The organism is Brenneria uluponensis (genome assembly GCF_032395385.1).
GTDB lineage: Bacteria > Pseudomonadota > Gammaproteobacteria > Enterobacterales > Enterobacteriaceae > Prodigiosinella > Prodigiosinella aquatilis.
In genome coordinates, this window is the sequence record NZ_CP135917.1 from 96,627 (window position 1) to 119,802 (window position 23,176).

Here is a 23,176-nt window from a genome sequence, read left to right on the forward strand (position 1 = left end):
GCCGAAAGGAATCGGCCATCCCTTTCTGAGAACGATGTACATGACCTCTTCCCGTCCTGTTTTTGGTCGCAGCTGGCTACCCTATGCACTGGTTTTACCGCAGATGGCGATCACTGTGGTTTTTTTCCTCTGGCCTGCCGGGCAGGCACTGTGGTATTCGGTACAAAACGTGGATCCGTTCGGGTTATCCAGCCAATTTGTCGGGCTGGCTAACTTCGTCAACCTGCTCCACGACACCTATTACCTGGGAGCGTTTTACACCACGCTGGTATTCAGTTCTCTGGTGGCGGGTTCCGGGTTGATTATTTCGTTGTTTCTGGCGGCATTGGTGGACTATGTCATCCGTTTCAGCCGTTTTTACCAGACGCTGCTGATGCTGCCTTACGCTGTGGCGCCAGCTGTCGCAGCGGTATTGTGGATGTTTTTGTTCAATCCCGGAATGGGGTTGATTACTTATGCACTGGAACAGGTTGGGTATAACTGGAACCACGCACAGAATAGCGGCCAGGCGATGTTTCTGGTGGTGCTGGCGTCGGTGTGGAAACAAATCAGCTATAACTTCCTGTTTTTTCTGGCTGCTTTGCAATCGATACCCCGCTCCCTGATTGAAGCGGCGGCGATTGACGGTGCCGGTCCAGTCCGGCGTTTTTTCAATCTGGTACTACCGCTGATTTCGCCGGTGAGTTTCTTTCTGCTGGTGGTCAACCTGGTGTACGCCTTCTTTGATACTTTCCCGGTGATTGATGCCGCCACGGAGGGTGGGCCGGTGCAGGCCACCACCACGCTGATTTACAAGATCTACCGCGAAGGGTTTGCCGGACTCGATCTCTCCAGCTCGGCGGCGCAGTCAGTGGTGCTGATGTTTGTGGTTATTGTTCTGACCGTGATTCAGTTCCGCTTTGTCGAACGAAGGGTGAATTATCAATGATCAGGAACGCAATGATTGAAAAACGTCGCGGGTTGGATATTTTCAGCCATATCATGCTGGTTATTGCCATTCTGGTGGTGTTGTTTCCGCTGTATGTGGCGTTTGTCGCCGCGACGCTGGATCATGATCAGGTATTTCAGGTGCCGATGACGCTGATTCCCGGCGGCCATTTGTGGGAAAACCTGAGCTACATCTGGCAACATGGTGTCGGCGACAATAACAGCGCCCCTTTCGGGCGGATGCTGATTAACAGTTTTATCATGGCGCTGACCATTACGCTGGGGAAAATCAGCGTGTCGATGCTTTCCGCCTTTGCCATCGTTTATTTCCGCTTTCCGTTCCGTAATCTATTCTTTTGGCTTATTTTTATCACCCTGATGCTACCAGTGGAAGTGCGTATTTTTCCGACGATTGAGGTGATGTCCCATCTCCACATCATGAACAGTTACACCGGATTGACTCTGCCGCTGATGGCGTCTGCTACTGCCACATTTCTGTTTCGGCAATTCTTCATGACTTTACCGAATGAACTATTGGAAGCGGCGCGCATTGATGGCGCCGGCCCGATGCGCTTTTTCTTCGACATGGTGCTGCCATTATCCAAAACCAATCTGGCGGCACTGTTTGTCATCACGTTCATTTATGGCTGGAATCAGTATCTATGGCCATTGCTGATTATAAGTGATGCCCGTCTGGGTACGGCGGTGGCCGGTATTCAGAGCATGATTGCCATCGGTGATAGCCCAACCGAGTGGAATCAGGTGATGTCGGCAATGTTGCTGACCATGTTGCCGCCGTTGTTGGTTGTGATGCTGATGCAACGCTGGTTCGTGCGCGGCCTGGTTGATAGTGAGAAATAAAACGTTATGGCGGGTTATCTTGCCCGTTAATCAGAGGGCCGCTGTTGCGCGGCGTTACGTATTTTCCCCCGGATATTTTTTATGGCATGTTTAAAACTTCAGGCCGTTACCAAATCCTACGACGGCAAAACACAGGTAATTCAGCCCATTGATCTGGATGTGGCAGACGGTGAATTTGTGGTGATGGTCGGGCCATCCGGCTGCGGGAAATCCACACTGTTGCGGATGGTGGCGGGGCTGGAACAGACCACCAGTGGCGATATCTATATCGGTGACGAACGGGTGACCGATCGGGAGCCGAAAGATCGCGGTATTGCGATGGTTTTCCAGAACTACGCGCTTTATCCACATATGAATGTTTACGATAATATGGCTTACGGGCTGAAAATTCGCGGGTTTGGTAAAGGGCATATTCGCCAGCGAGTAGAGGAAGCGGCCCGTATTCTGGAACTACAGCCCTTGCTGACGCGTAAACCGCGTGAGCTGTCTGGCGGTCAGCGGCAACGTGTGGCGATGGGACGTGCCATTGTGCGGGAACCGTCGGTGTTCCTGTTTGATGAACCGTTATCGAATCTGGATGCCAAGCTGCGTGTGCAGATGCGTCTTGAGTTGCAGCAACTGCACCGGCGACTGAAAACCACCAGCCTGTATGTCACTCACGATCAAGTGGAAGCGATGACGCTGGCCCAGCGGGTGATTGTGATGAATAAAGGCGTCGCCGAGCAGATTGGCGCACCGGCGGAAATCTACCGCCGCCCGGCGTCCCTGTTTGTAGCCAGCTTTATCGGTTCTCCGGCCATGAATCTATGGGCCGGAAACATGAGTGATGATGGTAGCCGTTTTGCCCTGTCACCCGATTTTGCCATTCCATTGTCGATACCGAAACCACAATGGCAGGGATGTGCATTGACGCTGGGTGTGCGTCCGGAGCATATTCAGCTCTCTACACAAGCGGCGGGCGGCATTCCGCTGATCGTCGACACACTGGAGTTGCTGGGCGCGGATAATCTGGCGCACGGTAAATGGGCGGGGCAAAATATTATTGTGCGTTTGTCGCATGAACACTGCCCGGACGTGGGGTCGACCTTGTGGCTGCATTTGCCGGAAACAGCATGGCATTTATTTGATTCACAAAGCGGATTACGGATAGAAGCATGATAAATAACTGGCCTTACCCGGCTATCGTCGCCCACCGTGGCGGCGGTTCGTTGGCACCTGAAAACACGCTGGCGGCGATTGATGTCGGTGCCCGGCACGGTCACCGGATGATTGAGTTCGACGCCAAGCTATCGCAGGACGGGCAGGTTTTCCTGCTACATGACGACACGTTGGATCGTACCAGCAATGGTTGGGGTATGGCGGGTTTGTTGCCGTGGGATAAGCTGGTTACGCTGGATGCCGGTGGTTGGTACAGTCAGGATTTCAAGGGCGAGCCGCTGCCACTGCTTTCTGAGGTGGCACAGCGTTGTGCAAAATATGGTATGGCGGCAAATATCGAAATCAAACCCACCACTGGCTGTGAAGCTGAAACCGGGCGGGTGGTCGCGCTGGCAGCCCAGCAATTGTGGCGAGACCATCCGGTGGCACCGTTGCTCTCGTCTTTTGCGGTGGAGGCGTTGGCGGCGGCGCAGCAAGCGGTACCGGGATTGCCTCGCGGCCTGTTGCTGGATGAATGGAACGACGACTGGCAAGTCCTGACGCAACGCCTGGGCTGTGTCTCCATTCATCTGAATCATCAATTGCTGGATGAATCCCGAGTGGCGTTACTGAAAGATGCCGGGTTACGTATACTGGTTTATACCGTCAATCAGCCAGCGCGAGCACGAACCTTGTTGCAATGGGGCGTTGACTGTATCTGTACTGACCGGATAGATTTGATTGGGGCAGACTTTGCTGCCGGCTGAATTCTGCTTGTCTTGCCGATTAGCGCACTGAGTGCCGGTTAAAAATAAGCGTTAAGGAAGGGGCAATGCCCACGTTTATCATTTCTCTCTGGCACCAGATTTTCCTGTCATTACCTCTGTTTGTATTGATTATGCTGGGTTACGGCCTGATCCGTTGCGGAAGATGGTCTACTACGGTCACGGACGCTCTCAGCAAATTTGTATTCTCCGTTGCCTTGCCTGCCATGCTGTTTCGCATGATGTGCGATTTCTCCAAACGGCCGGCCGTGGATGCTCGTTTGCTGATCGCTTTTTTCGGCAGTTGCATGATTGTATTTGTGCTGGGACGGCTAATTGCCAACAAGATATTCCGGCTGGATGGTGTATCCGGCTCTGTATTTGCCCTAAGCGGTATCTTTTCCAATAACGTGATGCTGGGTTTGCCGATAGCTACCCTGATGCTGGGGCCAGCAGCTATCCCGTCAGTAGCGTTGGTGCTGGTGTTTAATGGCCTGATTTTGTGGACGTTGGTCACTATATCGGTAGAGTGGGCGCGCAACGGTACGCTGTCCATGCAGGGATTCACCAAAACCACGCTTGGCGTACTGAAAAACCCACTGATTGTTGGCATTCTTTCTGGCACGTTATTTAGTCTCACTGGGTTGTCGCTACCATCCACAATTGATAAGCCGATCGCCATGCTGGGGCAAATCGCGGTACCACTGTCGCTGGTGGCGCTGGGAATGGGATTGGCGGAATACCGTGTCCGTGATGGCTGGCAGATCAGCATGGCTGTCTGCATTATCAAATTGTTGGTACAACCGCTGGTGGTGTGGCTGTTGGCCCGGGCACTTGGCCTGCCGGAGATGGAAACCCGGGTGGTGGTGCTACTTGGCTCAATGGCGGTAGGCGTTAATATCTATCTGATGTCACGTCAGTTTAATGTGCTGGGTGGTCCTATCGCCGCCAGCCTGCTGATGTCTACCGCGCTGGCGGCGGTTACTACGCCGCTGATTCTGACCTTGATGGGGGTTCGGATGTGATGTCCAGTTCTGCCGCGTTATTTTGAATTCGGTTTCTGTGCCTGTAGTCGTTGTTGCTGGAGCTGTAATTGCAACTGCTGTTGCTGTTCACGGCTGCGCTGCTTGATATCCTGGTTCAGGCTCTGTTGATGTATCTTTTGATTCTGTTGCATATTCTGTAGCAGCTTTTTCTGGCTGCTAATGCCGTTATCAAATTCTTTCTGCTGGGCTGAAGGCGCCTGTGCATTACCGGCCTGTACCGCCAGCGGCAGTAGCAGTGAAGTTAGTAGTATGACCGGGATAAGTGTTTTATTCATATGACCTCGGTAACAATAGTCCATTTTAGTAAACGTATCTTAAGTATAATCGTCAATCAATGAATCGTCCTGATATAGACACCGGCATCGGTGAGCCCCCGGTTTTGGGGTGATCCATATGAATGATATATACTGCCGTCAAAATTTTCTTTGCGATTGACCTCATCCCATGTTTCATATTGCGCTCTACGAGCCACAAATTGCACCCAATACTGGCAATATCATCCGGCTGGCAGCCAATAATGGCTGTTTCCTGCATTTGATTGAACCGTTCGGTTTCGATTTTGAAGAAAAAAAATTACGCCGTGCCGGACTGGATTATCACGATCTGGCCAGTGTCAGTCGTCATAAAAACTATCAGGAATTTCTACAGGCGGTGGAAGGATGCCGTATTTTTGCCTGCACCACCAAAGGCAGTCGTCCATATGACGAGCCCAATTATCAGCCCGGCGATGTGTTGCTGTTCGGTTCGGAAACGTCTGGACTGCCGGATGCTATCCGTAACGGTTTTGCACCGGAATGTCGTATCCGCATTCCAATGGAGCCTGACTGTCGCAGCCTGAATCTTTCCAATTCGGTGGCGATTATTAGCTACGAAGCCTGGCGACAAAACGGATTTGGTGGCCGGCGCTAGTCTTTAGTGATATCGATACTTGCCAGAAGGGTGGTGAACCATACTTCTCTCTGGTGCGCAGAAAATCGACTCAATGGGTGATCGGCACCCGTCGGGCAGGAACCGGATTGATAAGAAATACCGCTTCGCCGCGGTAGAAAGGTGAGGCGGCTAGTCGATATTGCCAGCGCTCGTCCCACCGTCCGTGCTGTATTAGCCCAATACGAAAGGGAACTTTTAGTGCCAGCAGGGCGGGCAGATAATCACGGTAATTATTGATGGTATGGCGCCCCTGATAGGTTTGTACCACTAGTTCATCCACGACGTGATTCAGTCGGTTAAGCTGCTTAATGTCACCGGTTTTCGCCCAGTCCAGCAGGCCGGTAACGCTCAGGCGGCACGTTGTGGGCAACTGTCGCCGCAGTGTCTGCAGGAAGGTTACGTAATGTGCTAATTCATAGCTTCGTGCGTCGAAATCAATTTGAATACCCGCAACCTGATTACCGTTGGCGAGCCATTTCTCCCGTATTTTTAACATCCGGCGTAGCTGCTTTTCACTGATGTTCAGTGTTGAGACGCGATAGGTGAGCCACAAATGGTTGATATGCAGCTTGCTGACAGGAATTCCCTGTCGCAGAAAGACGGTTTTGCCCTGACGACGGGTGATCTCTCCCTGATGCAGATAAAGTGTCTCTGCCTGATGCAACACTGGCTGAGGCCGGACAGCTGCCCACAACCAGAATGCATGATAGTGAGCGGCGTTAACGGCGCTATAAACCACCGGACTAAGCACTAAAAGGCTGGTCAGCAAGGCGATACGCGTCACCAATAGTATTTGAGCTGCATCGCCCATTGACTGCCTTTAAACTCGGTTTTGAGTTGTTGGAACCAGGCTCTGCGGGTCGCCTTACTGATGTTCTGTGATCCACAGTCGTTATAGCCGCTGGGGGCGTAGCAATAAATTGCGCGGTAGAGCGCATAACTCTTGTCTTCCGGTGGCGCTTTCGGAGAGGCGATGACCTGCATGTAACCATCCAGGCGGTTATGCTCATCACCAGTAAACTGGCTTACGGCTTCCGTCAGGCCGCTGAGCATATTGTCTTCTCCCCAATCGAATCCCACTGTATTTCCGGTGCGCAGGAAAAATTCTCCCAGACAGTTAATGGCGTGGGCATCATTCGGATTCTGGCTCAGCGTGGTGACTGTCTGTTGCAACGTCGGGCATTGATAGCCATCTTCGGTATCACTGCCGTCCCAGTCAAACACTGTCAGATCATCCTCACTCCAGCTTTGGTTTTCGGTGCTTTTCAGCGGCGCAATAGATTTCAGCAATGCGCTGTCTTTCAGATAACCGGCGTAATCACCGTGTGTTAACTGTTTGGTTAACAAGGTATGTAACGCAATTGCCCGCTCTTCATGGCTTTGCTCGGGGCCGGTCTGTTTACGCAGCAGGTCGGCATTCGCGCTGATTTTCAGTATTGCCGAGCGAAAACGCAGGTTAGTTATCGGACTTTCCGGTGTGAACACCAGCTCCGGGTGGCCACTGTTGACCAGTGTTTGCGCTAGCGCCAGTTGCAGAAACTGTTGTTGGGTATAGTTGGTTTTCAGGGTTAAAAGATGACGCCAATGCGCGGTGGCGGCGCTCCATTGTTTCTGATGGTCCAGTGCCAAACCACGCAGAACCTGCGAACTGAACGCCGTAGTGTGGGTCAGATCCTGGCGAGTGGTCATAGGGATGGTTTTGAGTACTGCCGCATAATCCTTCTGTTGGTAAAATTGAAATGCAGCTTGCAGGTAACGGTATTCATCCCGCATGCCCGCTTTTTCAAACCACGGCCGCTGCTGGTTAATCTCTTCTTGCTTCAACGCGGGAAGACCCATCCAGCCATCCTCACTACGCAGGCGTTTGATATCCTGCACCAGCATCAGAACGGGCACTTCAGCCGAAGCAATAAATCGACTGTCTTCCAGCAATTTGTTGTCAACTTCATTACTGACTTCCTGTAAATCGCTGACGTTATTCACCGATGCCAGCGTTTTCTGATAACTTTCTGCCAGTTCACGCATATCACCAATGATCCAGTAGGCACGACGATACAATCCACGAGCCGAGTCTGCGTAGTTCCCGTGCGGATAGTGCTTCAGATAGTCGTTAATACGTTGTACGGCGGTCTGTCCGGCTTGTTTATCCATCTTGCGCGCATCGAACATGTTGTATTCGTCCTGCGCGTTTTTCATCGCGTCATTAATGGCAACGCGTATCAGCATATAACGAGCGGTTTCCGCCACCCACGGCTGGCTGGCGTTGACCAGTTGCTGGAAGCCGCTGCCCGCCTGATCAAGATTCCCTTCATAAAACGCTGCGGCGCTATCGAGGTAGTGCTTGAGATCGCCCGCATGGCCACTATCCGGCAGATTGACCAGTTCCGTCGCTATCGCCTTGGAAGGATGGTCGGTCGAGATGATGTCTATCCGGATTTGTGCCAGCAAGATACGCTGCGCGTCATCCAGATCTTTATCATTTAGCAATACATCGAAAAAAGTCGCCAACGCAGTCAAATCATTAGAAACCCAGCGTCCTTCCATCTCCATTGGTGTCAGGTCGCGCAGCTGTTCCTGTGTAGCTGATGGAAGATGGAGCAGTCCGGCTTTTTGCAGTAGCACCGTGTTCTCCTGCGCCACCACATCATCGGCGGAGGCATTGGCATCCGCCGCATTGTTTGGCGTGACGTCTTGCGTGGTGTCTTCCGTTGCCGCCAGTCCCATTACCCGATAAGCAGTGAACGGATCAATACGAGAACTGGCCTGATCCGGCACTGGCTGGGGAATGGGTAAGTCAATATGATTGCGACTGCTTTCCAGCAGCATCAGATTCGTGCGGGTATCGTTATCAGGCAGAAGGTAGGGCAGTGCTGGTATACCGCAATCAGCATCTGAAAAGCCACAGATGCCGTCGCTGGAGCCGAACGCATAAGTGCTGAGTACGGTAATGGCGACGCCAGCCAGTACAAATAATCCTTTCATGCCCATTTTCCTGTGGTGAGGTGTCAGGTGACATTTAAGAACCTATCTCATTAGGCCAGGAACTCCCTGCAAGACATGCGCCTAATGGGATAATTTCTCCGTTGTCAGCGCCGAATATAAAACTAACGGCGTCGAGCACACACTCTACCCGACCTAAAGAAAAACTCAATGAATGGACGTCAGAGATATACTGGGCGCTGAACATCCAGCACCGAGTATCATAAACAGGAAACTAACGCTGGTACAACGGTAACCAGATAGTGAGTTGCAGGCCGCCTAACGGGCTGTCATCTGCTTTTACCCAGCCGTTATGTTGCGAAATGGCATTTTCCACAATCGCCAAGCCCAGACCGGTTCCGCCAGACTCCCTGTCACGCGCTTCATCGGTACGATAGAACGGACGGAAAATCTGTTCACGATCGTCTGGGCTGACACCAGGGCCGTCATCCCCGACGACAATGGTCACACCCAGGCGATCCGCAGAGAACGCCACAGCAATGTGGTGATGAGAATAACGCAGTGCATTACGGACTACGTTTTCTAATGCGCTGTCGAGCGCCGATGGATTGCAGCACAGCATCCAGGCACCGGGTGGTGAAGTGATCTCCAGTGTTTTCCCCATCTGTTCGGCTTCAAAGCTGGCATTGGCCAATACATCGTCCCACAGTTCGTCCGCACCCAACACTTCCCGTGATAGCTCGTTCTTGTGCTGATTACGCGATAGCAACAGCAGGTCGTTAATCATGCTGTCCAGTCGTTGAGTTTCCGTTTCAATTCGGGTGAGTTCATTGCCTTCGCCCTGACGGCGGCGAAGCAGTGCCGTGGCCAGTTGTAAACGGGTCAGCGGTGTACGTAATTCGTGGGAGATATCGGACAATAGCCGTTGTTGAACGGTGACCATCCGTTCCAACGCACTGACCATCTGGTTAAAGCTGGCACCGGTTGCCAGAAATTCCTGTGGACCTGACTCCAGTTCCGGATGTTGACGCAGATTGCCGCGAGCCACTTCGTCAGCCGCGTTCTTCAGCTTACGGGCCGGTTTTGCCAGACTCCACGCCAGCCACAGCAGCAGTGGTGAACTGATGAGCATGGTGACGATCAACAACAGGAGTGGGCGGTCAAACAGCAGGTTGATAAAATCGGATTGCGGGCTACTGGATGGGCGGATTATGTATAACAGGTAATTATCATCGCCATCATGCACAATAAAAGGACCAAGTAGCTCAACGCGCCCATATTTTTTCTTTTTGGGAAACTCCGGGTTATCGGACTGACCGATGAAGTTGCGCACTATCTGCATTTCGTTACGCTGAACGCCGATAACGCGACCTTCACTCGTGACCAGCAGCAGGCGCTGCCCAGGAGGCGCCCATTTTTCGATGACGCGGAAAAGGCGTCGCCACCAGAGCAGATCGTTTGCCGGGTCGGCAGCCAGTTCGGCTTCAATATGCCGCTTCAGTATCAGACCCTGGCGCTGTTCGTTTTCGAGCAGTGATGTCAGTTGCCGTGAATCCAGCTTTGGCAACATCAACACCAGCACCAGCACCAGTGCCAGTGTCAGCCAGAAAATAGCAAAAATACGGGCGGTCAGACTATTAATCATGCAGTGGAAACCATTAGATAACCCCGCCCGCGCAGGGTTTTAAACCAGGGCAACCCATCCTTACGTTCTGGCAACTTGCGTCGCAGATTGGAAATATGCATGTCGATAGCGCGATCAAACGGTGTCAGCCGTTTACCCAGTACTTCCTGGCTGAGATGTTCGCGGGAAACAACCTGACCGAGACGTTGGGCCAGCAGATACAGCAGCGTAAACTCCGTACCTGTCAGATCAAGCACAACATCATCAAAGCTGGCTTCCTGTCGCCCAGGGTTTAGCCGCAGTCCATCCACTTCCAACGTAGGTGCACTGGTTTCACCGGCATGTTGTTGATCCGTCCAGTTAGATCGGCGCAGGATGGCACGGATGCGCGCAACCAGTTCACGGTCATTAAACGGTTTAGGCAAATAATCATCCGCACCCAGTTCCAGACCCAGCACACGATCCAGCTCGCTGCCGCGGGCTGTCAGCATGATCACCGGAGTTTGGTAACGCTGGCGAACTTCTTTCAATGTATCGATGCCGTTTTTCTTCGGCATCATGACATCCAGCAATAACAGGTCAATCGTGTCATCCAGGACGCTTAACGCCTGTTCGCCATCGTAGGCGACAACGACGTCAAAGCCTTCCATTTCGAGCAATTCTTTGAGCAAAGACGTTAGCTCTTTATCGTCATCAACCAACAGGATTTTATTCATGATTTATCTACCTCCATGGGCAAAATACGTCATAGATAGCCGCTATTCCATGACTTTACGTAGTTTTACACCGTCTGACGCATGTTTGCAGCAAGGCGATTAGACTGAACCCATTAATTCGCTGAGCCACCACCACATTGAGGAGTCATTGATGCGACGCGTAGCCACATTATCACTTGCTTCGTTGCTGATGTTGGGGTCCGGCATCATTGTGACGGCAGCCGCTGAAAGTCTCCCAATGGGTGACTGGCATTACGATGAATCTGCCATGAAATGTGACCAGAGTCAGCAAAGCATGTTTGATGGTGTGACGTTGACGGAACATCAGCGTCAGCAAATGCGTGATTTAATGCAGCAAGTTCGTCATGGCACACCTTCTTATGATGTCGGCGATATGGAAGATATGCACCGATTGGTGGTGGCGAAAAATTTTGATACGTCTGCTGTCAAGGCGTTAGTGAGCAAAATGGTTCATATGCAGGTAGCGCGCCGCGTAGAAATTGCCAGGGTGTGCAACCAAATGTACAACCTGCTGACACCCGAGCAGAAGGAGACTCTGGATCAGGAACATCAGCAGTATATGCAGAAAATACAGCAGCAAATGTCGATGATGAACCAGAATGCTCAGAATTTCAGTTTGTCTAAATAGTGTTTTCAGTAATGAGTTATTTCCTGGTAGTGAGTAGTGCCGAGAGTAGTAGTGTGTAAAAGATGTACCTGTTTTCCTTGCCATAGACACCATCCCTGTCTTTTCGCCCTCCTTGATGGAGGGCTTTTTTTGGGGCTTTATCGGTAAAACCCTTTAAAAACAAACGGATGTTAAGCAATCACAAGCAATCGTAAGCGGTTAAAAAGTGGTCAAAAATGGGCCATTTTCCGCAAGTGTGGACAACATGTGGACGATCCTAAACCTCTATTTTTCCCCGTAATGGGTTGAGTGTTATAGCGTTTTGCAGATAGTCCGGGGCAAGATGCGCGTAAGTCATGGTTTGCTGAATGCTGGCATGCCCTAAAATCTGCTGTAATGCCACCAGATTTCCCCCGTTCATCACAAAATGGCTGGCGAATGTGTGCCGCAGTATGTGTGATGCCTGGCCTTTCGGAATATCGGGCTTCACAGCCTTGATTTGCTCGCAAAATGCCGGGTAGTCCACTTTAAACAGCTTTCCGGTTTCGCAGGTTTTGATGATCCGTGAAACCTCTTCCGATATCGGAATGGTTCTGTTTTTACCGTTTTTGGTTTCAGTAAACGTCACCCGGTTATGCATCACCAATTCAGCCCGTAATGTGCTGGCTTCTCCCCACCTTGCACCCGTACTCAGGCACAGAACGGCCAACCGATAAGAATCGCCTTCCATCGTGTCCAGCAAGCGCTCAATCTCCGATTCCGTCAGGAAAGTGACTGTGGGCTGTTTTTCTGGCAACGGTGGCAATTCCCTTAATGGGTTCTCACCAGTATAGATTTCCAACTTTATCAGCGCCGAAAACATGCCGGAAAGCCGGTAGATGTCTCGGTTGACCGTTGAAGAACTGATACCGTCGTATAATCGCCGGGTGCGAAAATCCAGGATTGAGCGTTTGTTTATCCTGCAAATTTCCGGGTCATCCATTTGGGCCGTTGTCCGTTTCAGGTGACGCCTTTCTATCAGGCCATTTTTCAAATTCTGGCCGTAGTAAAGCCACCACAATTCAACCAGTTCACTGAGCTGGCGATGCTCAACGCCATAACCGTGTTGCCACTCTTTTTTGTCCGTTCTGGACAGCGTATAGCGTTCAAAGGCTACCGCTTCTGTCTTTTTCTCAAACCGCCGCCTGATGCGTTTTCCGTTACGTCCTATCGGGCGAATGTCCACTTCATATCGACCATCATCAAGTTTCTTAATTGCCATAAGAACACTCTCCGATGTAATCATCATCTTGATACGCAATATCAAAGATGTAACTTATGTAAATATTTACCCAATATTTTGGTTGGATTGGTGAGATTTTGTTTCGTCTGGCCCAATGTGTGCGAGGGCCGGTGCTATCTGCCCAGCTTCCGGTGCTGTTTTATCCGTCATTAACCACAGGGTGTATTTTTCAAACTGCCTGGTGTTAGTCACTTGCAAAACGACTTGGATACCAGGCTCTTGGTGTCCCCCTTCATAGTTTTTTAGCGTCCCTAGCGCTATGCCACTGATTTCGCAAAATTTAGCTTGGGTTAGCCCTTCAGCCTTTCTAATTGCCTTCAGCTTTTGGGAAATTTTCATTTGACATGGTCCTGACTTAGTGACTATATTCTCGTCACGGTCATTAAGTAATGACCTTTCGAGGCGTGAAAAACCAACCGCTAACAAGAGCAAATGAAAGCTGATGTAAGCGATTGGTGATCAAAAGAGAGTATCACGACAGGGGGAACGGATGAAGAAAGACAAAACAAGCGGAGCCGACGTTACTGACAACTTCCGCAAGGTTTATGCAGCGAATGTGAAAGAAGTTGACCGCATTCAGTGTGGTTTTGCTTCAAACCACGGTTATCTGATTTGGACTGGGGAATTTAAAAACGGTACCGCTATTGGCACCGTTCCATGTGACGGATCTATTTGTGGCGGTTTCTGTTTACGTGATCCTGAAGAATAATGGCTAACTCTTCAATTTCATCCAAAGCGAGGCCAACAAAAAAACGATCTGAATTGGTAATTGTTACAGGGGTATCAAAGCCAAAAGCAATAAAAGCAAGACCGCTATCTCCTTCAACATAGCCGTATTTAGTTGCGATGACGCAAGGATCTGCGCGGTTTTCTTTTTGTGACATAAGTATTCCTTTGTGGTTGTTGAGTATTAAGCTTCTGTTCTTGCTGGAACCGTTCGAGGCTTATTAAAAATACCACAAACCACGCGCCGGGCGTGGTGAAATATCCCGGCATGAATTCAATTGAAATGGGTATTTGGATAATAATTTCCGCGAGTGATTAGCATTGGTTGATGATCGAAAGAGAGTGTCACGGTAAGGGGGGTGAATGAGGCTTGAAGGAACTAACACCATTGAAGATCACTTTGAGGCGTTAACAAACCCCGGCTTTGTTGTTACTCGGAGAAAATTCGCAAATGGTGGTGGTGTTATTACTTGTTCATTTTTGAACGAAGAAAATAACAATAGCGCTAATGGTGTGAATCATTGCGCCACCGGATTAATTAATACCTTAGGTTGTATTAATGATAATGCCCGTTGTCGTGAGATTCTTGAGCATTCTCAGCGTCATCAATTGCGGATTGAAGAACAGCTATTAAACCTTTCATCTGATTAATAGTTAAAGCTGTCAGAATTTCGTGTGCAGGCGGTAATGAATTCTTATCGTCTTTATAGGAAAAGCGAAGCGCATAAGCATTATTAATATGCGTTGAATCGGGTTCGAAGAGATCAAAGGTTTCAATAAATTTGAATTTATTCTCAATACTCATTGTTTTTCCTTGTGTGGTTGGTTGATTGTTGGCACTTGAAATCTACCACAAAACCACGCGCCGGGCGTGGCTAAAAATCCCGGCACATATTCAATAAAGCAAAAATAAAGGAGTGTTACTAATGAGCGACGGTGTTTATGAAGTGCGCTACCCGGTCGATGCGGTTCCGTATCAGAAGTTTGCCGAATTAATCGGTAAATCTGAGGCGGCAGTAAAGGGAATGGTTGATAACAGTAAGCTGCCGCTTATTCCGTGGGTTAATCCTGAAAATCCAAATCCCCGTCGTGGTGAAAATTGGGTATATATCCCTGAGTTCAACCGCGCTATGCGCGATGCCTTTATGAATAGGCCGAAAGAACAGCGCGACGCATGGTTATTGTGGCTAGGACTATAGGTGAATAATTATGGCTAAAAAGGAATTTGCTGTTATTCGCCTGAGTAAGCACACCAGTATATATCGTGGCTTTTCAGTTGTTGAATATCCGAGAACAATCACAAATCCGATTAAACGATATTGCATCAGCAGGGAAGGTCAATCTTATGGTTTATTTGATGCGTTAGCGTTGGCGATTTCTTATATCGACAAATTGCATAGCATGAGAGGTGCAGCATGATTAGCATTGCACGTTTATTAAAAGTTCAATCCCCAGCACCGCAGCCGAATAAAGGTTGGCTGGAATTACCGAACGGCCAACGTTTTCAGCCAACACCAGCTCAAGTGTATTTTGCGCCGTGGAGCAAAAAACCTTATATGCCAGCGCCAACGCGCCGCCGCTGGTTTGCGCGCTTGATGGGTATCGCGGCGTAACTGTCATGGCTAACACCGAAGCCGCCCGCGCCGTTCCGCTGAGTGTCGGAGCCAGAACAGACGGACTTAACCACATCGCAATATTGAGAGGTAAACACTTCCCCGCGAACACTGAAAAAGATATGTGCCGTTTTATTGATGATATGAGAGACAGAATCGACAGTGATTATCATCAGAATATACGGATGCTATCAGCAATTTTTTATTTAGCTGGTATTAGTAAGGAACACCATGAGTTTAATTTTAATGAACTGACAACTGACGAGAAAGAACAATTGATTAAGACGATGAATAAGCTCCGAGCAGTTGTGAGTTTATTCCCTAGAAACTTAGTTCTACCACTGTAATAAAAACCCCAATTAAAGGCGTAAACCCGCCAGGCATTCTATTGCCTGATAAAAGGAAATCACGATGAAAAATATTGAAACTAGAAAGACAGATATTAATGCGGAAGGCTTTCTTCCATTACTGAATCAGGCCCGTATGGATGAGCGTGCCGATCAGCATTTTTCTGTTTCTATCCACCTTGAAGCACTGGCTATTCATATTCAGAAAAATGAATTGTCAGGCAAAGAAGCGGCTGAATTGCTCCGCAAAGAGGCGTGGCGTTTTGAACGCTCTGCACAGGAACTGCGCTAATGGATTTGATGGATATGGCGCAAGAGCGCGAAGAACTGATCCGCGAAAACCAGATTCAGAAAGCCCGGCAACCGCTGGGCCGTTTGGTATCTGCCTTTTTCTGTGAAGAGTGCGACGCCCCAATCCCGGAAGCCCGCCGCATTGCCATTCCGGGCGTCGCCTTGTGTGTGAATTGTCAGGAAGTCACTGAGCTGAAAAATAAACACTACCGGGGGAATTTATGAATAACGTCATGATTGATTTAGAAACGCTGGGAAAAAATAAAAATGCGCCGCTGGCATCAATTGGGGCGGTGTTTTTTGAACCAGAAACGGGCGCACTGAATTATAGGTTTTATTGCCGTGTCGATTTTGAAAATGACATGAAGAACGGTGCTGCCCCCGATGGTGACACAATTAAATGGTGGTTGAGGCAGTCGTCAGAGGCGCGGGCGGAGCTGGTCAGCGATGACGCTATTCCTGTATGGGATGCCGTAAACCGTCTTGGCGACTGGTTGACAGATAACGCCGATGACCTGAAGACGCTGCGAGTCTGGGCTAATAGTCCATCTTTCGATTGCGAAATTTTGAAATCTGCGTTTGAGCGTACCGATACCGATATTCCTTGGAATTACTGGAATGAACGTGATGTACGGACGATGAAGGAAATCGGTTTTGTCGTAATGGACATGGGGTGTTTTATTGGTACGGCGGAAACTGTTGGCGTCAAACATAACGCTCTGGATGACGCCATTCAGCAGGTTGCGCTAGTTTCTGCCGTCTGGCAGAAAATTCATTCTGCGGCCGGGGGTACCAAATGATCCGTCCGTTCATCAAATGGGCGGGGGGTAAAACCCGCGTCCTACCCGATTTGCTGCCACACCTTCCCGCCGCTGATTGCCTGATTGAACCGTTTGTCGGCGGTGCGTCGGTGTACCTGAATACTGATTACCGCCGCTATGTGCTGGCCGATATTAACCCGGATCTTATTAACCTCTATCGTTGCGTAACCAGCCACACGGATTTGGTTATCGAAGCCGCGCAGGAAATCTTTGAAAAATTCAACAATGCCGAGGGCTACGGCAAAATTCGCACTGCTTTCAACACTCAGCGGCGATCCGCGCGTATGTGTGCGCATACGCTGGAGAATATTGGACGCGCTGCGCAATTCCTCTACCTGAACCGCCATTGTTATAACGGCGTTTGCCGTTACAGCAAGAAGACCGGCTTTAATGTGCCGTTTGGCAAGTATAAAAGCGTCTACTTTCCTGAAAATGAAATTCGCCTGTTTGCCGAAAAAGCCAATGATACTAAGGCGATATTTCTTTGCGCGCCATTCCAGCGTTCCCTACAGGTCGTCACTGGTGGCGACGTTCTCGTTTACTGCGATCCGCCGTACCTGCCTGAGAGTAAAACAGCCGACTTTACCCAATACCACATCGAACCATTTACGGAAGACAACCACCGCCAGTTAGTCCAGGCACTGCTGGAAGTTAACCGTAAGCATGGCGCGAAAGTCGTTATTTCCAACAGTGACACTGAAGCCACCCGCGCGATTTATCAGCCCTTCAAGATGAACGAAATAAGCGTGCAACGTTCTGTCAGCACTGACAAAGACAACCGCCAGAAGGCCAAAGAAGTGATCGGCGTTCTGCCTGTCTGCGATTGCTGCGGGCGTCATGGTGGTGGTTGTCCTGATTGTGGTGCCGTGATGGGCGATGCGACTTACAACGCGATGGTTGCGGCGGGTGCGTTTGGTGATGGGGAGGGCTTCTAATGTCGATCATAGATCCCCGTTGCAGTGGTACAGATACGATAAATATCGTTTTTGTTTCTGGGGGAAAAGACAGCCTTGCGCAATGGCTTTTAGCCATTGAAAGCGGTGTGTCTTATACGACAGTTTTTGCTGATACCGGTCATGAACACCCCCAGACAATGGAATACCTGGACTATCTGGAATCCAAGTTAGGAAAAGTAGTCCGTGTTAAAGCTGATTTCACTCGTCAGATAGAAGGGAAACGCAGGTTCATTGCAGAAAAGTGGCCTGTTTCTCTGGTTGAAGAGTGCGGGATGTCGCCCGAAGAGGCGGCGGAACGTATTCGCCATGCACTGGAAGTTTTGAAACCAACAGGCAATCCATTCCTTGATCTCTGTATGTGGAAAGGGCGCTTTCCGAGCACTAAGGCGCGTTTCTGCACATTTGACCTGAAACATGAACCGGTACGAACCCAGGTGGTTTTGCCAGCACTGGATGAGTTCGACGAGGTAATTAGCTGGCAGGGTGTCCGCGCGCAAGAGTCACCAGCACGGGCCGGTTTACCCGCCTGGGAGGAAGACGCAGATAATACGCCTGGCCTCCACGTTTACCGCCCAATTCTTAACTGGTTGCATGAAGATGTGTTTACCCTGGCTAAACGCCATGGCATCAAACCAAATTCACTCTATGAGCAAGGTTGCAGCCGTGTCGGGTGTATGCCCTGCATTCATGCCCGAAAGTCTGAATTGGCGGAAATATTTAGCCGCTGGCCGGAAGAGATCAAGCGTGTTGCAGAGTGGGAACGCTTTGTCGCGGCGTGTTCTCGCCGTGGAAATTCTACTTTTTTCCCTTCAACTCATGACCCGCGTAGAGCGGAAAAGCGGATCGACGTTATCACCGTTGATGAATACGGCATTGAGTCTTACCGCGATTGGGTAATGACGACACGGGGCGGGGCGCAATTCGACCTGTTGGCAGAATCAAACGATAAATCTGTATGCAGTAGCGTTTATGCCGGAGTATGTGAGTGACCACGGCAACCCGTGGCCGTCGCGCCCCTTCTCCGCCTCCACCGTATCCGGGGAGCACTGACAATGCTACCCCTTACGCTTATGGTGGAAACAAACCATACCAGCCGATTGGCGTTGATGTAGCGCCGGGGCTGGATGGTTTTGACTATCTCACGCCGCACGGCACGCGGAAGCATATTGCATTTAGTGAACTGGTAGAGGAAGAAGAAAAGCCAGAGCGCAGTAAGCTGTTGCGTCGCCGCCTAGCTTCTCTTCCTAAGTATATCCGCCGCCACTTTGCCGCGAAGCTTGATGCGCTGGACGCGAAAGACCGCAAAGCGGCAGATCACTGGCTGGTTAACACCTTTGAACGCCACGTATTAACGCGTATTGATAGCGTGAACAGCGTTTACCAGCCTGATAGCGTGATGCCCGGCATTCTTCTGCCAATCCGCGATCAGCTTTTTCGTATGCTCTGGGCAGGGAAGAAAGAGTTAAAAAGACTGGCTTATACGCTTGCCGATATCTTTACGAGCGAGTTTATACGCGAGTCAGATCACCAGCTTGCGCGCACTGGCGATCCTGAGTTCGCGGCGCTTTCTAGATATGGACGTATTGCGTCGCTGGCGGTGCATCTGAAAACGCCGATCCCCGGTTGGACAGCGTATTGCAATGAAGAACTGGAAGCGGAGGACGCGTTACGCGCGGTTCTTCGTCTTGAGTCACCGCAGTGGTGGTTAAATCGACTGCGCCGTATCCATGCTCGTTGGCGTGAGCATTTGATGATCGCAGCGGGATACGTCCAGAAAAAATCCTCCCCATACAGTAGCGCCCCGTGCCTTACGGAATGGCTGGCCCAGAAAAAGGCTAATCGTGAATACCTTAAGGCTATGGAACTGGAAGACCAGGACACGGGCGAGCGCATTTCTCTGATCGATAAAGTCGCCGGTAGTGTTGCCAATCCGGCCAACCGTCGCCGCGAACTCATGACGAGAATGCGCGGATTTGAAGATCTGGCGAAGCTGGAAGGGATGGCCGGTGATTTCTACACGCTGACAGCGCCTTCCCGTTACCACTCCATGCAGCATAACGGGCACCGCAATAATAAATACTGTGGTGCATCGCCACGCGAGACGCAGCAGTATCTTTGCAAAGTCTGGGAGCGAACCCGCGCCGCGTGGAAGAGAAAAGGGATCCGTGTCTTTGGCTTCCGTGTGGTTGAACCGCACCACGATGCAACGCCGCACTGGCATTTACTCCTTTTCATGCGCCCGGAGCACGTCGAGCAGGCGCGCGAAATCTTCCGTAAATATGCCCTGAAAGAAGACGGCAACGAACCGGGAGCGCAGGAAAACCGCTTTCAGGTTGAGCCGATCGATGAAGCTCTAGGCAGTGCAACCGGCTACATAGCGAAATACATTTCGAAGAATATCGACGGTTTCGCGCTGGATGGTGAGAAGGACGACGAAACCGGGGAAGACCTGAAAGAAATGTCACTCCGCGTTAGTGCGTGGGCATCACGCTGGTCTATTCGCCAGTTTCAGCAGATCGGCGGCGCGCCGGTCACGGTATATCGCGAACTTCGCCGCCTGGGCGATCGTGAACTGGTGTTACACCCTGAACTGGAAACCGCACGGCAGGCCGCTAACGGTGGTGAATGGGATAACTACGTGTTAGCCCAGGGTGGCCCGTTGGTTGAGCGCGATAAGCTGCGCATCCGTCTGAACTATGAAACCACCGAAAACGGCAACGCCTACGGCGATAACGTCCAGCGAATCACTGGTATCTACTGCCCGATTACGGGCAATGACTCTTTGATTTTCACCCGCACCACTCAATACAAAATCGTACCGAAGCGCCAGAGCGCTGACGGTGTGGCCGTTGACGTTGGTTTTTCAGGCGGCAGCGCCGCCCCTCGGAGTTCTGTCAATAACTGTACGCGGGATCCCGCGGCAGGTGCTGACGGTGTCGAACATGCCGATCACGAAGTGAGTGAGACGGTGAATTTTGATGCGCTTTCTCGGCAGGAAAAGAGGGAACTGGCACAGCGGCTAAGTGACGATGTGCGGCGTAAACGTAAAAAGCGGCCACCAGAACGGGAAGAAGGGACCGGACTATCTGTGAAAGAACAGCAGATCAGTGAACTGTTGGCGCTGCGTGGAGTTGATGCCAGCGCCGGAATGGTCAGATCGATAATGGCCGGTGCTTCAGTGGCGTGCGGTGATCTTGTTATGACCGTGCAGGATGGGCGGCTGGTATCGCGCAACCGTGCCGCGTCCGGGCTAGACAAGCTGCCGTCGCAGGTGATGGCGGCGAAGAAAAAGACAAGCGACCTCGTGAACAGGATGAAGGCTGCGTTTTCGGGGCGGAAGTAGAGCGCCGATCGGCATGGTCGGCTTTGACAGTGTGGTACCGAAATACCGCTATGGCCGGAACGGTCAGCTTTGACGGTGTGGTACCGGATTCCGGCAAATACCGCCATTTCCGGCAGTGTTGGCCATACATCGAGAACCGTCATTTTTAACAGTGCTGCAGGTGGTTAAAAATGACGGTGCCAGCTGAGGGCGAAAGAGAATGAGCTATCTGGGAAGTAAAGCGGCGAGCGGGGTTTATCAGAAGATTATTGCTGAAATGCCCCCGCATGATACCTACATTGAAACCCATCTCGGAAGCGGGGCGGTAATGCTGCATAAGCCACCGGCGATGTGCAATATCGGGATCGATGTTGACGGGCAAACACTTGAAGATTTCGCACATGAACATAATCGCCTTTACATTGATCTGGTTCGGGCTGACGCGGTGGATTATCTGAACCATTATGATTTTTACCGTGCAGGCCGCGTCCTGATCTATGCCGATCCGCCGTATCTGCCAGAAACACGCACCGGAAACGCGCGCTATCGCTATGAGTATTCAGTTGCAGATCATGAGCGATTATTGTCCTGCCTGGTCAGCCTGCCGGATAACGTGTCCGTCATTCTGTCCGGCTACTCATCGCAGCTTTATGACGAACGATTAACAGGCTGGCGCAGCAAAGAATTTCAGGCCATGACGCGCGGCGGCGTGCGAACAGAAAAAATCTGGATGAACTACCCGGAGGGGCGCGCGTATTCCCACGCATTTGCTGGGAAAGACTACAACGATCGGCACCGCATTAAGCGCAAAGTTGAGCGCTGGCGCGCGAAATATGCGGCCCTTCCGCCTGCTGAAAGGCTGGCGATCATGTTGGCTTTAAATGAGGTAGATAGTGAAGCTTAATTGTGCTTGGAAATTAAGCGGAACACTAGATGTTGTATGGTGTCTAAATAATATGAACACATACTGCAAAAACGGTTGATATGGTTCATGCTTTACTATACATAACGTGTCTAGTTGACACATTCAAGCACCCTAAGAGTGCGAAAGATAGCAAGGAAAATCTTGCTATCCATTTATCCTACTGTTTTGAATGGTTTTTCCTGTATTTGAGGCCTAACAAAAGGAGGCGGATATGTCATTTGCATTCGGATTGCCATTGTCCGGCGCTATGTCCAGTTCAAAGGAGCGGCTGACCAAGGCTCTGAAGGACAACAAAGACAGCTATACCATCAGCCGCGATGGGCATGTTTCTCTGAACCTTAACAATGCTGAAGTAGTGAGAGCTATTGCTCGTCAGATTGAAAAGCTAGAAGATATCAAGGAAGAGAGCGGAAAAAAAGGTTAATGAATACAATTATCTTGGCTATAGCCCTGATTAGCGGTTATCTGTACGTAACCCGGTCAGTATCTGCAAGATACATATTTAAGCGTTCCGAAGGTTGGGACGCTTATTTTTATGTAGCGGCTTGGGGTGTGCTGTTTACCTTAGTTGCTTGGATGTTATGCTCTTTCCTCAGTGTGTTAGGGCTTTTTCGATGGGCGTACAATTTTCTTCTGGCCCATGATTTCATCGAACAAGATTCTATCAAACGCGTTTTCCCTCTCTCCCCTGCGGAACAATTCAAATTTGCAGATTTCAAGTTTGCATTTTTTGGCGTTACTTCCATGTTTTTGGCATGGGCGTTTGGGCATCTTATGCGCTGGTATGTTTGCCATGATGAAGATCGTAGAATTGATGCTCTTGTTAAAGCAGTGCATCACGATCCGCTTGAGAGCCTGCTTGTTGAAGCCGCAGTAAGAAAGTTTCCAGTGATAATTACTCTTGGGTCACGGAAATTTTATGTGGGTATTGTGGATTGTCCAAAATTCGAACATGGAAAAGCGGACTATTTGCAACTTCTTCCCCTTTTGAGCGGATATCGCGATAAAGACACCCTTACTATCACTGTAACGACTAACTACAAAAGACATTACATCGATAGCGGAATTGTGGGCGGGCTTAATGGTGGGCTACTAACTTTGGCTGACTTTAGAACGCTAGTTCCGAAGGGCGAAATTGAAGGAATTTCGTTTTTCGATACCGATACGTATTCCCAATTTAAAGTAAAAGAAGAGGTTGATCGTTCTGGGTCTACCACTCTTTCGCCTACTTTTATGCCTCGCGGAAGTGGGGCGCCACCATCGTCTTAATCATTCTTAAAGAGGGCCATTGCGGCCCTTTTTTATTGCGTCAAAAACACT

General features: G+C 50.3%; 30 protein-coding genes. 22 read left to right on the top strand and 8 right to left on the bottom strand.

All coding sequences use genetic code 11. From position 1 onward, the window contains the following. Positions 1 to 40: 40 nt before the first annotated feature. The 5 genes from ugpA to RS889_RS00450 all read left to right on the top strand — a co-directional run bounded on the left by ugpA (position 41) and on the right by RS889_RS00450 (position 4,714). Entirely contained in the window at positions 41 to 928 is an 888-nt protein-coding gene (gene ugpA, locus RS889_RS00430) for a sn-glycerol-3-phosphate ABC transporter permease UgpA (RefSeq protein ID WP_021013602.1), read from the top strand. A gap of 11 nt (positions 929 to 939) precedes the next feature. Further along, complete coding sequence (gene ugpE / locus RS889_RS00435; protein ID WP_315708956.1) at positions 940 to 1,788, top strand: sn-glycerol-3-phosphate ABC transporter permease UgpE; 849 nt, start codon at positions 940 to 942, stop codon at positions 1,786 to 1,788. A gap of 81 nt (positions 1,789 to 1,869) precedes the next feature. Next, positions 1,870 to 2,946, top strand: coding sequence for a sn-glycerol-3-phosphate import ATP-binding protein UgpC (locus tag RS889_RS00440; RefSeq protein WP_021013600.1), 1,077 nt, complete (start codon positions 1,870 to 1,872; stop codon positions 2,944 to 2,946). Beyond that, complete coding sequence (gene ugpQ, locus RS889_RS00445; protein WP_315708957.1) at positions 2,943 to 3,692, top strand: glycerophosphodiester phosphodiesterase; 750 nt, start codon at positions 2,943 to 2,945, stop codon at positions 3,690 to 3,692. Before RS889_RS00440 ends, ugpQ begins: the two co-directional genes overlap by 4 nt. A 65-nt stretch (positions 3,693 to 3,757) precedes the next feature. Next, on the top strand, positions 3,758 to 4,714 hold the full coding sequence (locus tag RS889_RS00450; RefSeq protein WP_315708958.1) for an AEC family transporter: 957 nt from the start codon (positions 3,758 to 3,760) through the stop codon (positions 4,712 to 4,714). A 17-nt stretch (positions 4,715 to 4,731) separates the two neighbouring features. Here the strand turns inward: RS889_RS00450 and RS889_RS00455 are convergent, their stop codons facing one another. Continuing rightward, positions 4,732 to 5,010 carry a hypothetical protein gene (locus RS889_RS00455; protein ID WP_021013597.1) on the bottom strand — a complete coding sequence of 93 codons (279 nt, stop codon included), beginning with the start codon at positions 5,008 to 5,010 and terminating at the stop codon, positions 4,732 to 4,734. A gap of 169 nt (positions 5,011 to 5,179) precedes the next feature. Between RS889_RS00455 and RS889_RS00460 the strand changes: the two genes are divergently transcribed. Beyond that, positions 5,180 to 5,644 carry a tRNA (cytidine(34)-2'-O)-methyltransferase gene (locus tag RS889_RS00460; RefSeq protein ID WP_021013596.1) on the top strand — a complete coding sequence of 155 codons (465 nt, stop codon included), beginning with the start codon at positions 5,180 to 5,182 and terminating at the stop codon, positions 5,642 to 5,644. A gap of 70 nt (positions 5,645 to 5,714) precedes the next feature. Here RS889_RS00460 and RS889_RS00465 read toward each other — a convergent pair whose 3' ends face one another. The 4 genes from RS889_RS00465 to cpxR form a co-directional block, all read right to left on the bottom strand. Continuing rightward, positions 5,715 to 6,476, bottom strand: a complete 762-nt coding sequence (locus RS889_RS00465) for a DUF3142 domain-containing protein (protein ID WP_315708959.1) — start codon at positions 6,474 to 6,476, stop codon at positions 5,715 to 5,717. Then, the gene (locus tag RS889_RS00470) at positions 6,446 to 8,647 is read right to left on the bottom strand and encodes a PA5441 family protein (protein ID WP_315708960.1); all 2,202 of its coding nucleotides are present in this window, start codon (positions 8,645 to 8,647) and stop codon (positions 6,446 to 6,448) included. The genes RS889_RS00465 and RS889_RS00470 overlap by 31 nt, the downstream gene beginning before the upstream one ends. A 232-nt stretch (positions 8,648 to 8,879) precedes the next feature. Beyond that, positions 8,880 to 10,250 carry an envelope stress sensor histidine kinase CpxA gene (gene cpxA, locus RS889_RS00475; protein ID WP_315708961.1) on the bottom strand — a complete coding sequence of 457 codons (1,371 nt, stop codon included), beginning with the start codon at positions 10,248 to 10,250 and terminating at the stop codon, positions 8,880 to 8,882. Beyond that, positions 10,247 to 10,945 carry an envelope stress response regulator transcription factor CpxR gene (gene cpxR / locus RS889_RS00480; RefSeq protein WP_021013592.1) on the bottom strand — a complete coding sequence of 233 codons (699 nt, stop codon included), beginning with the start codon at positions 10,943 to 10,945 and terminating at the stop codon, positions 10,247 to 10,249. Before cpxR ends, cpxA begins: the two co-directional genes overlap by 4 nt. Before the next feature lie 151 nt (positions 10,946 to 11,096). Here cpxR and cpxP point away from each other — a divergent pair, with 151 nt between their 5' ends. Then, complete coding sequence (gene cpxP, locus RS889_RS00485; protein WP_021013591.1) at positions 11,097 to 11,594, top strand: cell-envelope stress modulator CpxP; 498 nt, start codon at positions 11,097 to 11,099, stop codon at positions 11,592 to 11,594. Between the two features lie 256 nt (positions 11,595 to 11,850). Here the strand turns inward: cpxP and RS889_RS00490 are convergent, their stop codons facing one another. After that, positions 11,851 to 12,834, bottom strand: a complete 984-nt coding sequence (locus RS889_RS00490; protein ID WP_315708962.1) for a phage integrase — start codon at positions 12,832 to 12,834, stop codon at positions 11,851 to 11,853. A 66-nt stretch (positions 12,835 to 12,900) separates the two neighbouring features. Beyond that, on the bottom strand, positions 12,901 to 13,194 hold the full coding sequence (locus RS889_RS00495) for a helix-turn-helix domain-containing protein (RefSeq protein ID WP_315708963.1): 294 nt from the start codon (positions 13,192 to 13,194) through the stop codon (positions 12,901 to 12,903). A 151-nt stretch (positions 13,195 to 13,345) separates the two neighbouring features. Between RS889_RS00495 and RS889_RS00500 the strand changes: the two genes are divergently transcribed. Then, positions 13,346 to 13,564, top strand: a complete 219-nt coding sequence (locus RS889_RS00500) for a hypothetical protein (RefSeq protein WP_315708964.1) — start codon at positions 13,346 to 13,348, stop codon at positions 13,562 to 13,564. Here the strand turns inward: RS889_RS00500 and RS889_RS00505 are convergent. Beyond that, positions 13,524 to 13,739, bottom strand: a complete 216-nt coding sequence (locus tag RS889_RS00505; RefSeq protein WP_315708965.1) for a hypothetical protein — start codon at positions 13,737 to 13,739, stop codon at positions 13,524 to 13,526. The two genes, RS889_RS00500 and RS889_RS00505, sit on opposite strands and share 41 nt — an antisense overlap. Before the next feature lie 205 nt (positions 13,740 to 13,944). Between RS889_RS00505 and RS889_RS00510 the strand changes: the two genes are divergently transcribed. The 14 genes from RS889_RS00510 (at position 13,945) to RS889_RS00575 (ending at position 23,125) form a co-directional block, all read left to right on the top strand. Further along, positions 13,945 to 14,232: a hypothetical protein gene (locus RS889_RS00510; protein WP_315708966.1), complete on the top strand. Its 288-nt coding sequence runs from the start codon at positions 13,945 to 13,947 to the stop codon at positions 14,230 to 14,232. 275 nt (positions 14,233 to 14,507) lie between these two features. Continuing rightward, positions 14,508 to 14,780, top strand: a complete 273-nt coding sequence (locus RS889_RS00515) for a Cox family DNA-binding protein (RefSeq protein ID WP_315708967.1) — start codon at positions 14,508 to 14,510, stop codon at positions 14,778 to 14,780. Between the two features lie 10 nt (positions 14,781 to 14,790). Further along, a complete protein-coding gene (locus tag RS889_RS00520) occupies positions 14,791 to 15,000 on the top strand; it encodes a hypothetical protein (protein ID WP_315708968.1) in 210 nt (69 codons plus the stop codon). Beyond that, entirely contained in the window at positions 14,997 to 15,194 is a 198-nt protein-coding gene (locus tag RS889_RS00525) for a phage filamentation protein Fil family protein (protein ID WP_315708969.1), read from the top strand. Before RS889_RS00520 ends, RS889_RS00525 begins: the two co-directional genes overlap by 4 nt. Before the next feature lie 5 nt (positions 15,195 to 15,199). Continuing rightward, complete coding sequence (locus RS889_RS00530; protein WP_315708970.1) at positions 15,200 to 15,541, top strand: DUF5347 domain-containing protein; 342 nt, start codon at positions 15,200 to 15,202, stop codon at positions 15,539 to 15,541. A 64-nt stretch (positions 15,542 to 15,605) separates the two neighbouring features. Next, positions 15,606 to 15,833 (top strand): DUF2732 family protein, encoded by a 228-nt coding sequence (locus tag RS889_RS00535; RefSeq protein ID WP_315708971.1) that lies wholly within the window; start codon positions 15,606 to 15,608, stop codon positions 15,831 to 15,833. Next, complete coding sequence (locus tag RS889_RS00540) at positions 15,833 to 16,057, top strand: TraR/DksA C4-type zinc finger protein (RefSeq protein WP_315708505.1); 225 nt, start codon at positions 15,833 to 15,835, stop codon at positions 16,055 to 16,057. Before RS889_RS00535 ends, RS889_RS00540 begins: the two co-directional genes overlap by 1 nt. Continuing rightward, complete coding sequence (locus RS889_RS00545; RefSeq protein ID WP_315708504.1) at positions 16,054 to 16,632, top strand: 3'-5' exonuclease; 579 nt, start codon at positions 16,054 to 16,056, stop codon at positions 16,630 to 16,632. Before RS889_RS00540 ends, RS889_RS00545 begins: the two co-directional genes overlap by 4 nt. Continuing rightward, entirely contained in the window at positions 16,629 to 17,588 is a 960-nt protein-coding gene (locus tag RS889_RS00550; protein WP_315708972.1) for a DNA adenine methylase, read from the top strand. The genes RS889_RS00545 and RS889_RS00550 overlap by 4 nt, the downstream gene beginning before the upstream one ends. After that, complete coding sequence (locus RS889_RS00555; protein WP_315708973.1) at positions 17,588 to 18,598, top strand: phosphoadenosine phosphosulfate reductase domain-containing protein; 1,011 nt, start codon at positions 17,588 to 17,590, stop codon at positions 18,596 to 18,598. The genes RS889_RS00550 and RS889_RS00555 overlap by 1 nt, the downstream gene beginning before the upstream one ends. Further along, positions 18,595 to 20,952: a replication endonuclease gene (locus tag RS889_RS00560; protein ID WP_315708974.1), complete on the top strand. Its 2,358-nt coding sequence runs from the start codon at positions 18,595 to 18,597 to the stop codon at positions 20,950 to 20,952. The genes RS889_RS00555 and RS889_RS00560 overlap by 4 nt, the downstream gene beginning before the upstream one ends. Before the next feature lie 199 nt (positions 20,953 to 21,151). Continuing rightward, positions 21,152 to 21,835 carry a DNA adenine methylase gene (locus RS889_RS00565; protein WP_315708975.1) on the top strand — a complete coding sequence of 228 codons (684 nt, stop codon included), beginning with the start codon at positions 21,152 to 21,154 and terminating at the stop codon, positions 21,833 to 21,835. Positions 21,836 to 22,067: 232 nt separating this feature from the next. Next, a complete protein-coding gene (locus RS889_RS00570; protein ID WP_315708976.1) occupies positions 22,068 to 22,280 on the top strand; it encodes a multidrug ABC transporter ATPase in 213 nt (70 codons plus the stop codon). After that, on the top strand, positions 22,280 to 23,125 hold the full coding sequence (locus RS889_RS00575; protein WP_315708977.1) for a hypothetical protein: 846 nt from the start codon (positions 22,280 to 22,282) through the stop codon (positions 23,123 to 23,125). The genes RS889_RS00570 and RS889_RS00575 overlap by 1 nt, the downstream gene beginning before the upstream one ends. Positions 23,126 to 23,176 lie beyond the last annotated feature (51 nt).

Bases quoted from the DNA above. Each gene is read 5' to 3' on its own strand.
- RS889_RS00555 (WP_315708973.1), top strand. From the start codon at position 17,588: ATGTCGATCATAGATCCCCGTTGCAGTGGTACAGATACGATAAATATC.
- RS889_RS00530 (WP_315708970.1), top strand. From the start codon at position 15,200: ATGGCTAACACCGAAGCCGCCCGCGCCGTTCCGCTGAGTGTCGGAGCC.
- cpxA (WP_315708961.1), bottom strand. From the start codon at position 10,250: ATGATTAATAGTCTGACCGCCCGTATTTTTGCTATTTTCTGGCTGACA.
- RS889_RS00565 (WP_315708975.1), top strand. From the start codon at position 21,152: ATGAGCTATCTGGGAAGTAAAGCGGCGAGCGGGGTTTATCAGAAGATT.
- RS889_RS00525 (WP_315708969.1), top strand. From the start codon at position 14,997: ATGATTAGCATTGCACGTTTATTAAAAGTTCAATCCCCAGCACCGCAG.
- RS889_RS00450 (WP_315708958.1), top strand. From the start codon at position 3,758: ATGCCCACGTTTATCATTTCTCTCTGGCACCAGATTTTCCTGTCATTA.
- ugpA (WP_021013602.1), top strand. From the start codon at position 41: ATGACCTCTTCCCGTCCTGTTTTTGGTCGCAGCTGGCTACCCTATGCA.
- RS889_RS00570 (WP_315708976.1), top strand. From the start codon at position 22,068: ATGTCATTTGCATTCGGATTGCCATTGTCCGGCGCTATGTCCAGTTCA.
- RS889_RS00460 (WP_021013596.1), top strand. From the start codon at position 5,180: ATGTTTCATATTGCGCTCTACGAGCCACAAATTGCACCCAATACTGGC.
- RS889_RS00520 (WP_315708968.1), top strand. From the start codon at position 14,791: ATGGCTAAAAAGGAATTTGCTGTTATTCGCCTGAGTAAGCACACCAGT.
- ugpE (WP_315708956.1), top strand. From the start codon at position 940: ATGATTGAAAAACGTCGCGGGTTGGATATTTTCAGCCATATCATGCTG.
- RS889_RS00575 (WP_315708977.1), top strand. From the start codon at position 22,280: ATGAATACAATTATCTTGGCTATAGCCCTGATTAGCGGTTATCTGTAC.
- RS889_RS00545 (WP_315708504.1), top strand. From the start codon at position 16,054: ATGAATAACGTCATGATTGATTTAGAAACGCTGGGAAAAAATAAAAAT.
- RS889_RS00470 (WP_315708960.1), bottom strand. From the start codon at position 8,647: ATGAAAGGATTATTTGTACTGGCTGGCGTCGCCATTACCGTACTCAGC.
- RS889_RS00550 (WP_315708972.1), top strand. From the start codon at position 16,629: ATGATCCGTCCGTTCATCAAATGGGCGGGGGGTAAAACCCGCGTCCTA.
- RS889_RS00540 (WP_315708505.1), top strand. From the start codon at position 15,833: ATGGATTTGATGGATATGGCGCAAGAGCGCGAAGAACTGATCCGCGAA.
- RS889_RS00505 (WP_315708965.1), bottom strand. From the start codon at position 13,739: ATGTCACAAAAAGAAAACCGCGCAGATCCTTGCGTCATCGCAACTAAA.
- RS889_RS00440 (WP_021013600.1), top strand. From the start codon at position 1,870: ATGGCATGTTTAAAACTTCAGGCCGTTACCAAATCCTACGACGGCAAA.
- RS889_RS00500 (WP_315708964.1), top strand. From the start codon at position 13,346: ATGAAGAAAGACAAAACAAGCGGAGCCGACGTTACTGACAACTTCCGC.
- RS889_RS00465 (WP_315708959.1), bottom strand. From the start codon at position 6,476: ATGGGCGATGCAGCTCAAATACTATTGGTGACGCGTATCGCCTTGCTG.
- RS889_RS00495 (WP_315708963.1), bottom strand. From the start codon at position 13,194: ATGAAAATTTCCCAAAAGCTGAAGGCAATTAGAAAGGCTGAAGGGCTA.
- RS889_RS00515 (WP_315708967.1), top strand. From the start codon at position 14,508: ATGAGCGACGGTGTTTATGAAGTGCGCTACCCGGTCGATGCGGTTCCG.
- RS889_RS00510 (WP_315708966.1), top strand. From the start codon at position 13,945: ATGAGGCTTGAAGGAACTAACACCATTGAAGATCACTTTGAGGCGTTA.
- cpxP (WP_021013591.1), top strand. From the start codon at position 11,097: ATGCGACGCGTAGCCACATTATCACTTGCTTCGTTGCTGATGTTGGGG.
- RS889_RS00490 (WP_315708962.1), bottom strand. From the start codon at position 12,834: ATGGCAATTAAGAAACTTGATGATGGTCGATATGAAGTGGACATTCGC.
- RS889_RS00455 (WP_021013597.1), bottom strand. From the start codon at position 5,010: ATGAATAAAACACTTATCCCGGTCATACTACTAACTTCACTGCTACTG.
- ugpQ (WP_315708957.1), top strand. From the start codon at position 2,943: ATGATAAATAACTGGCCTTACCCGGCTATCGTCGCCCACCGTGGCGGC.
- RS889_RS00535 (WP_315708971.1), top strand. From the start codon at position 15,606: ATGAAAAATATTGAAACTAGAAAGACAGATATTAATGCGGAAGGCTTT.
- cpxR (WP_021013592.1), bottom strand. From the start codon at position 10,945: ATGAATAAAATCCTGTTGGTTGATGACGATAAAGAGCTAACGTCTTTG.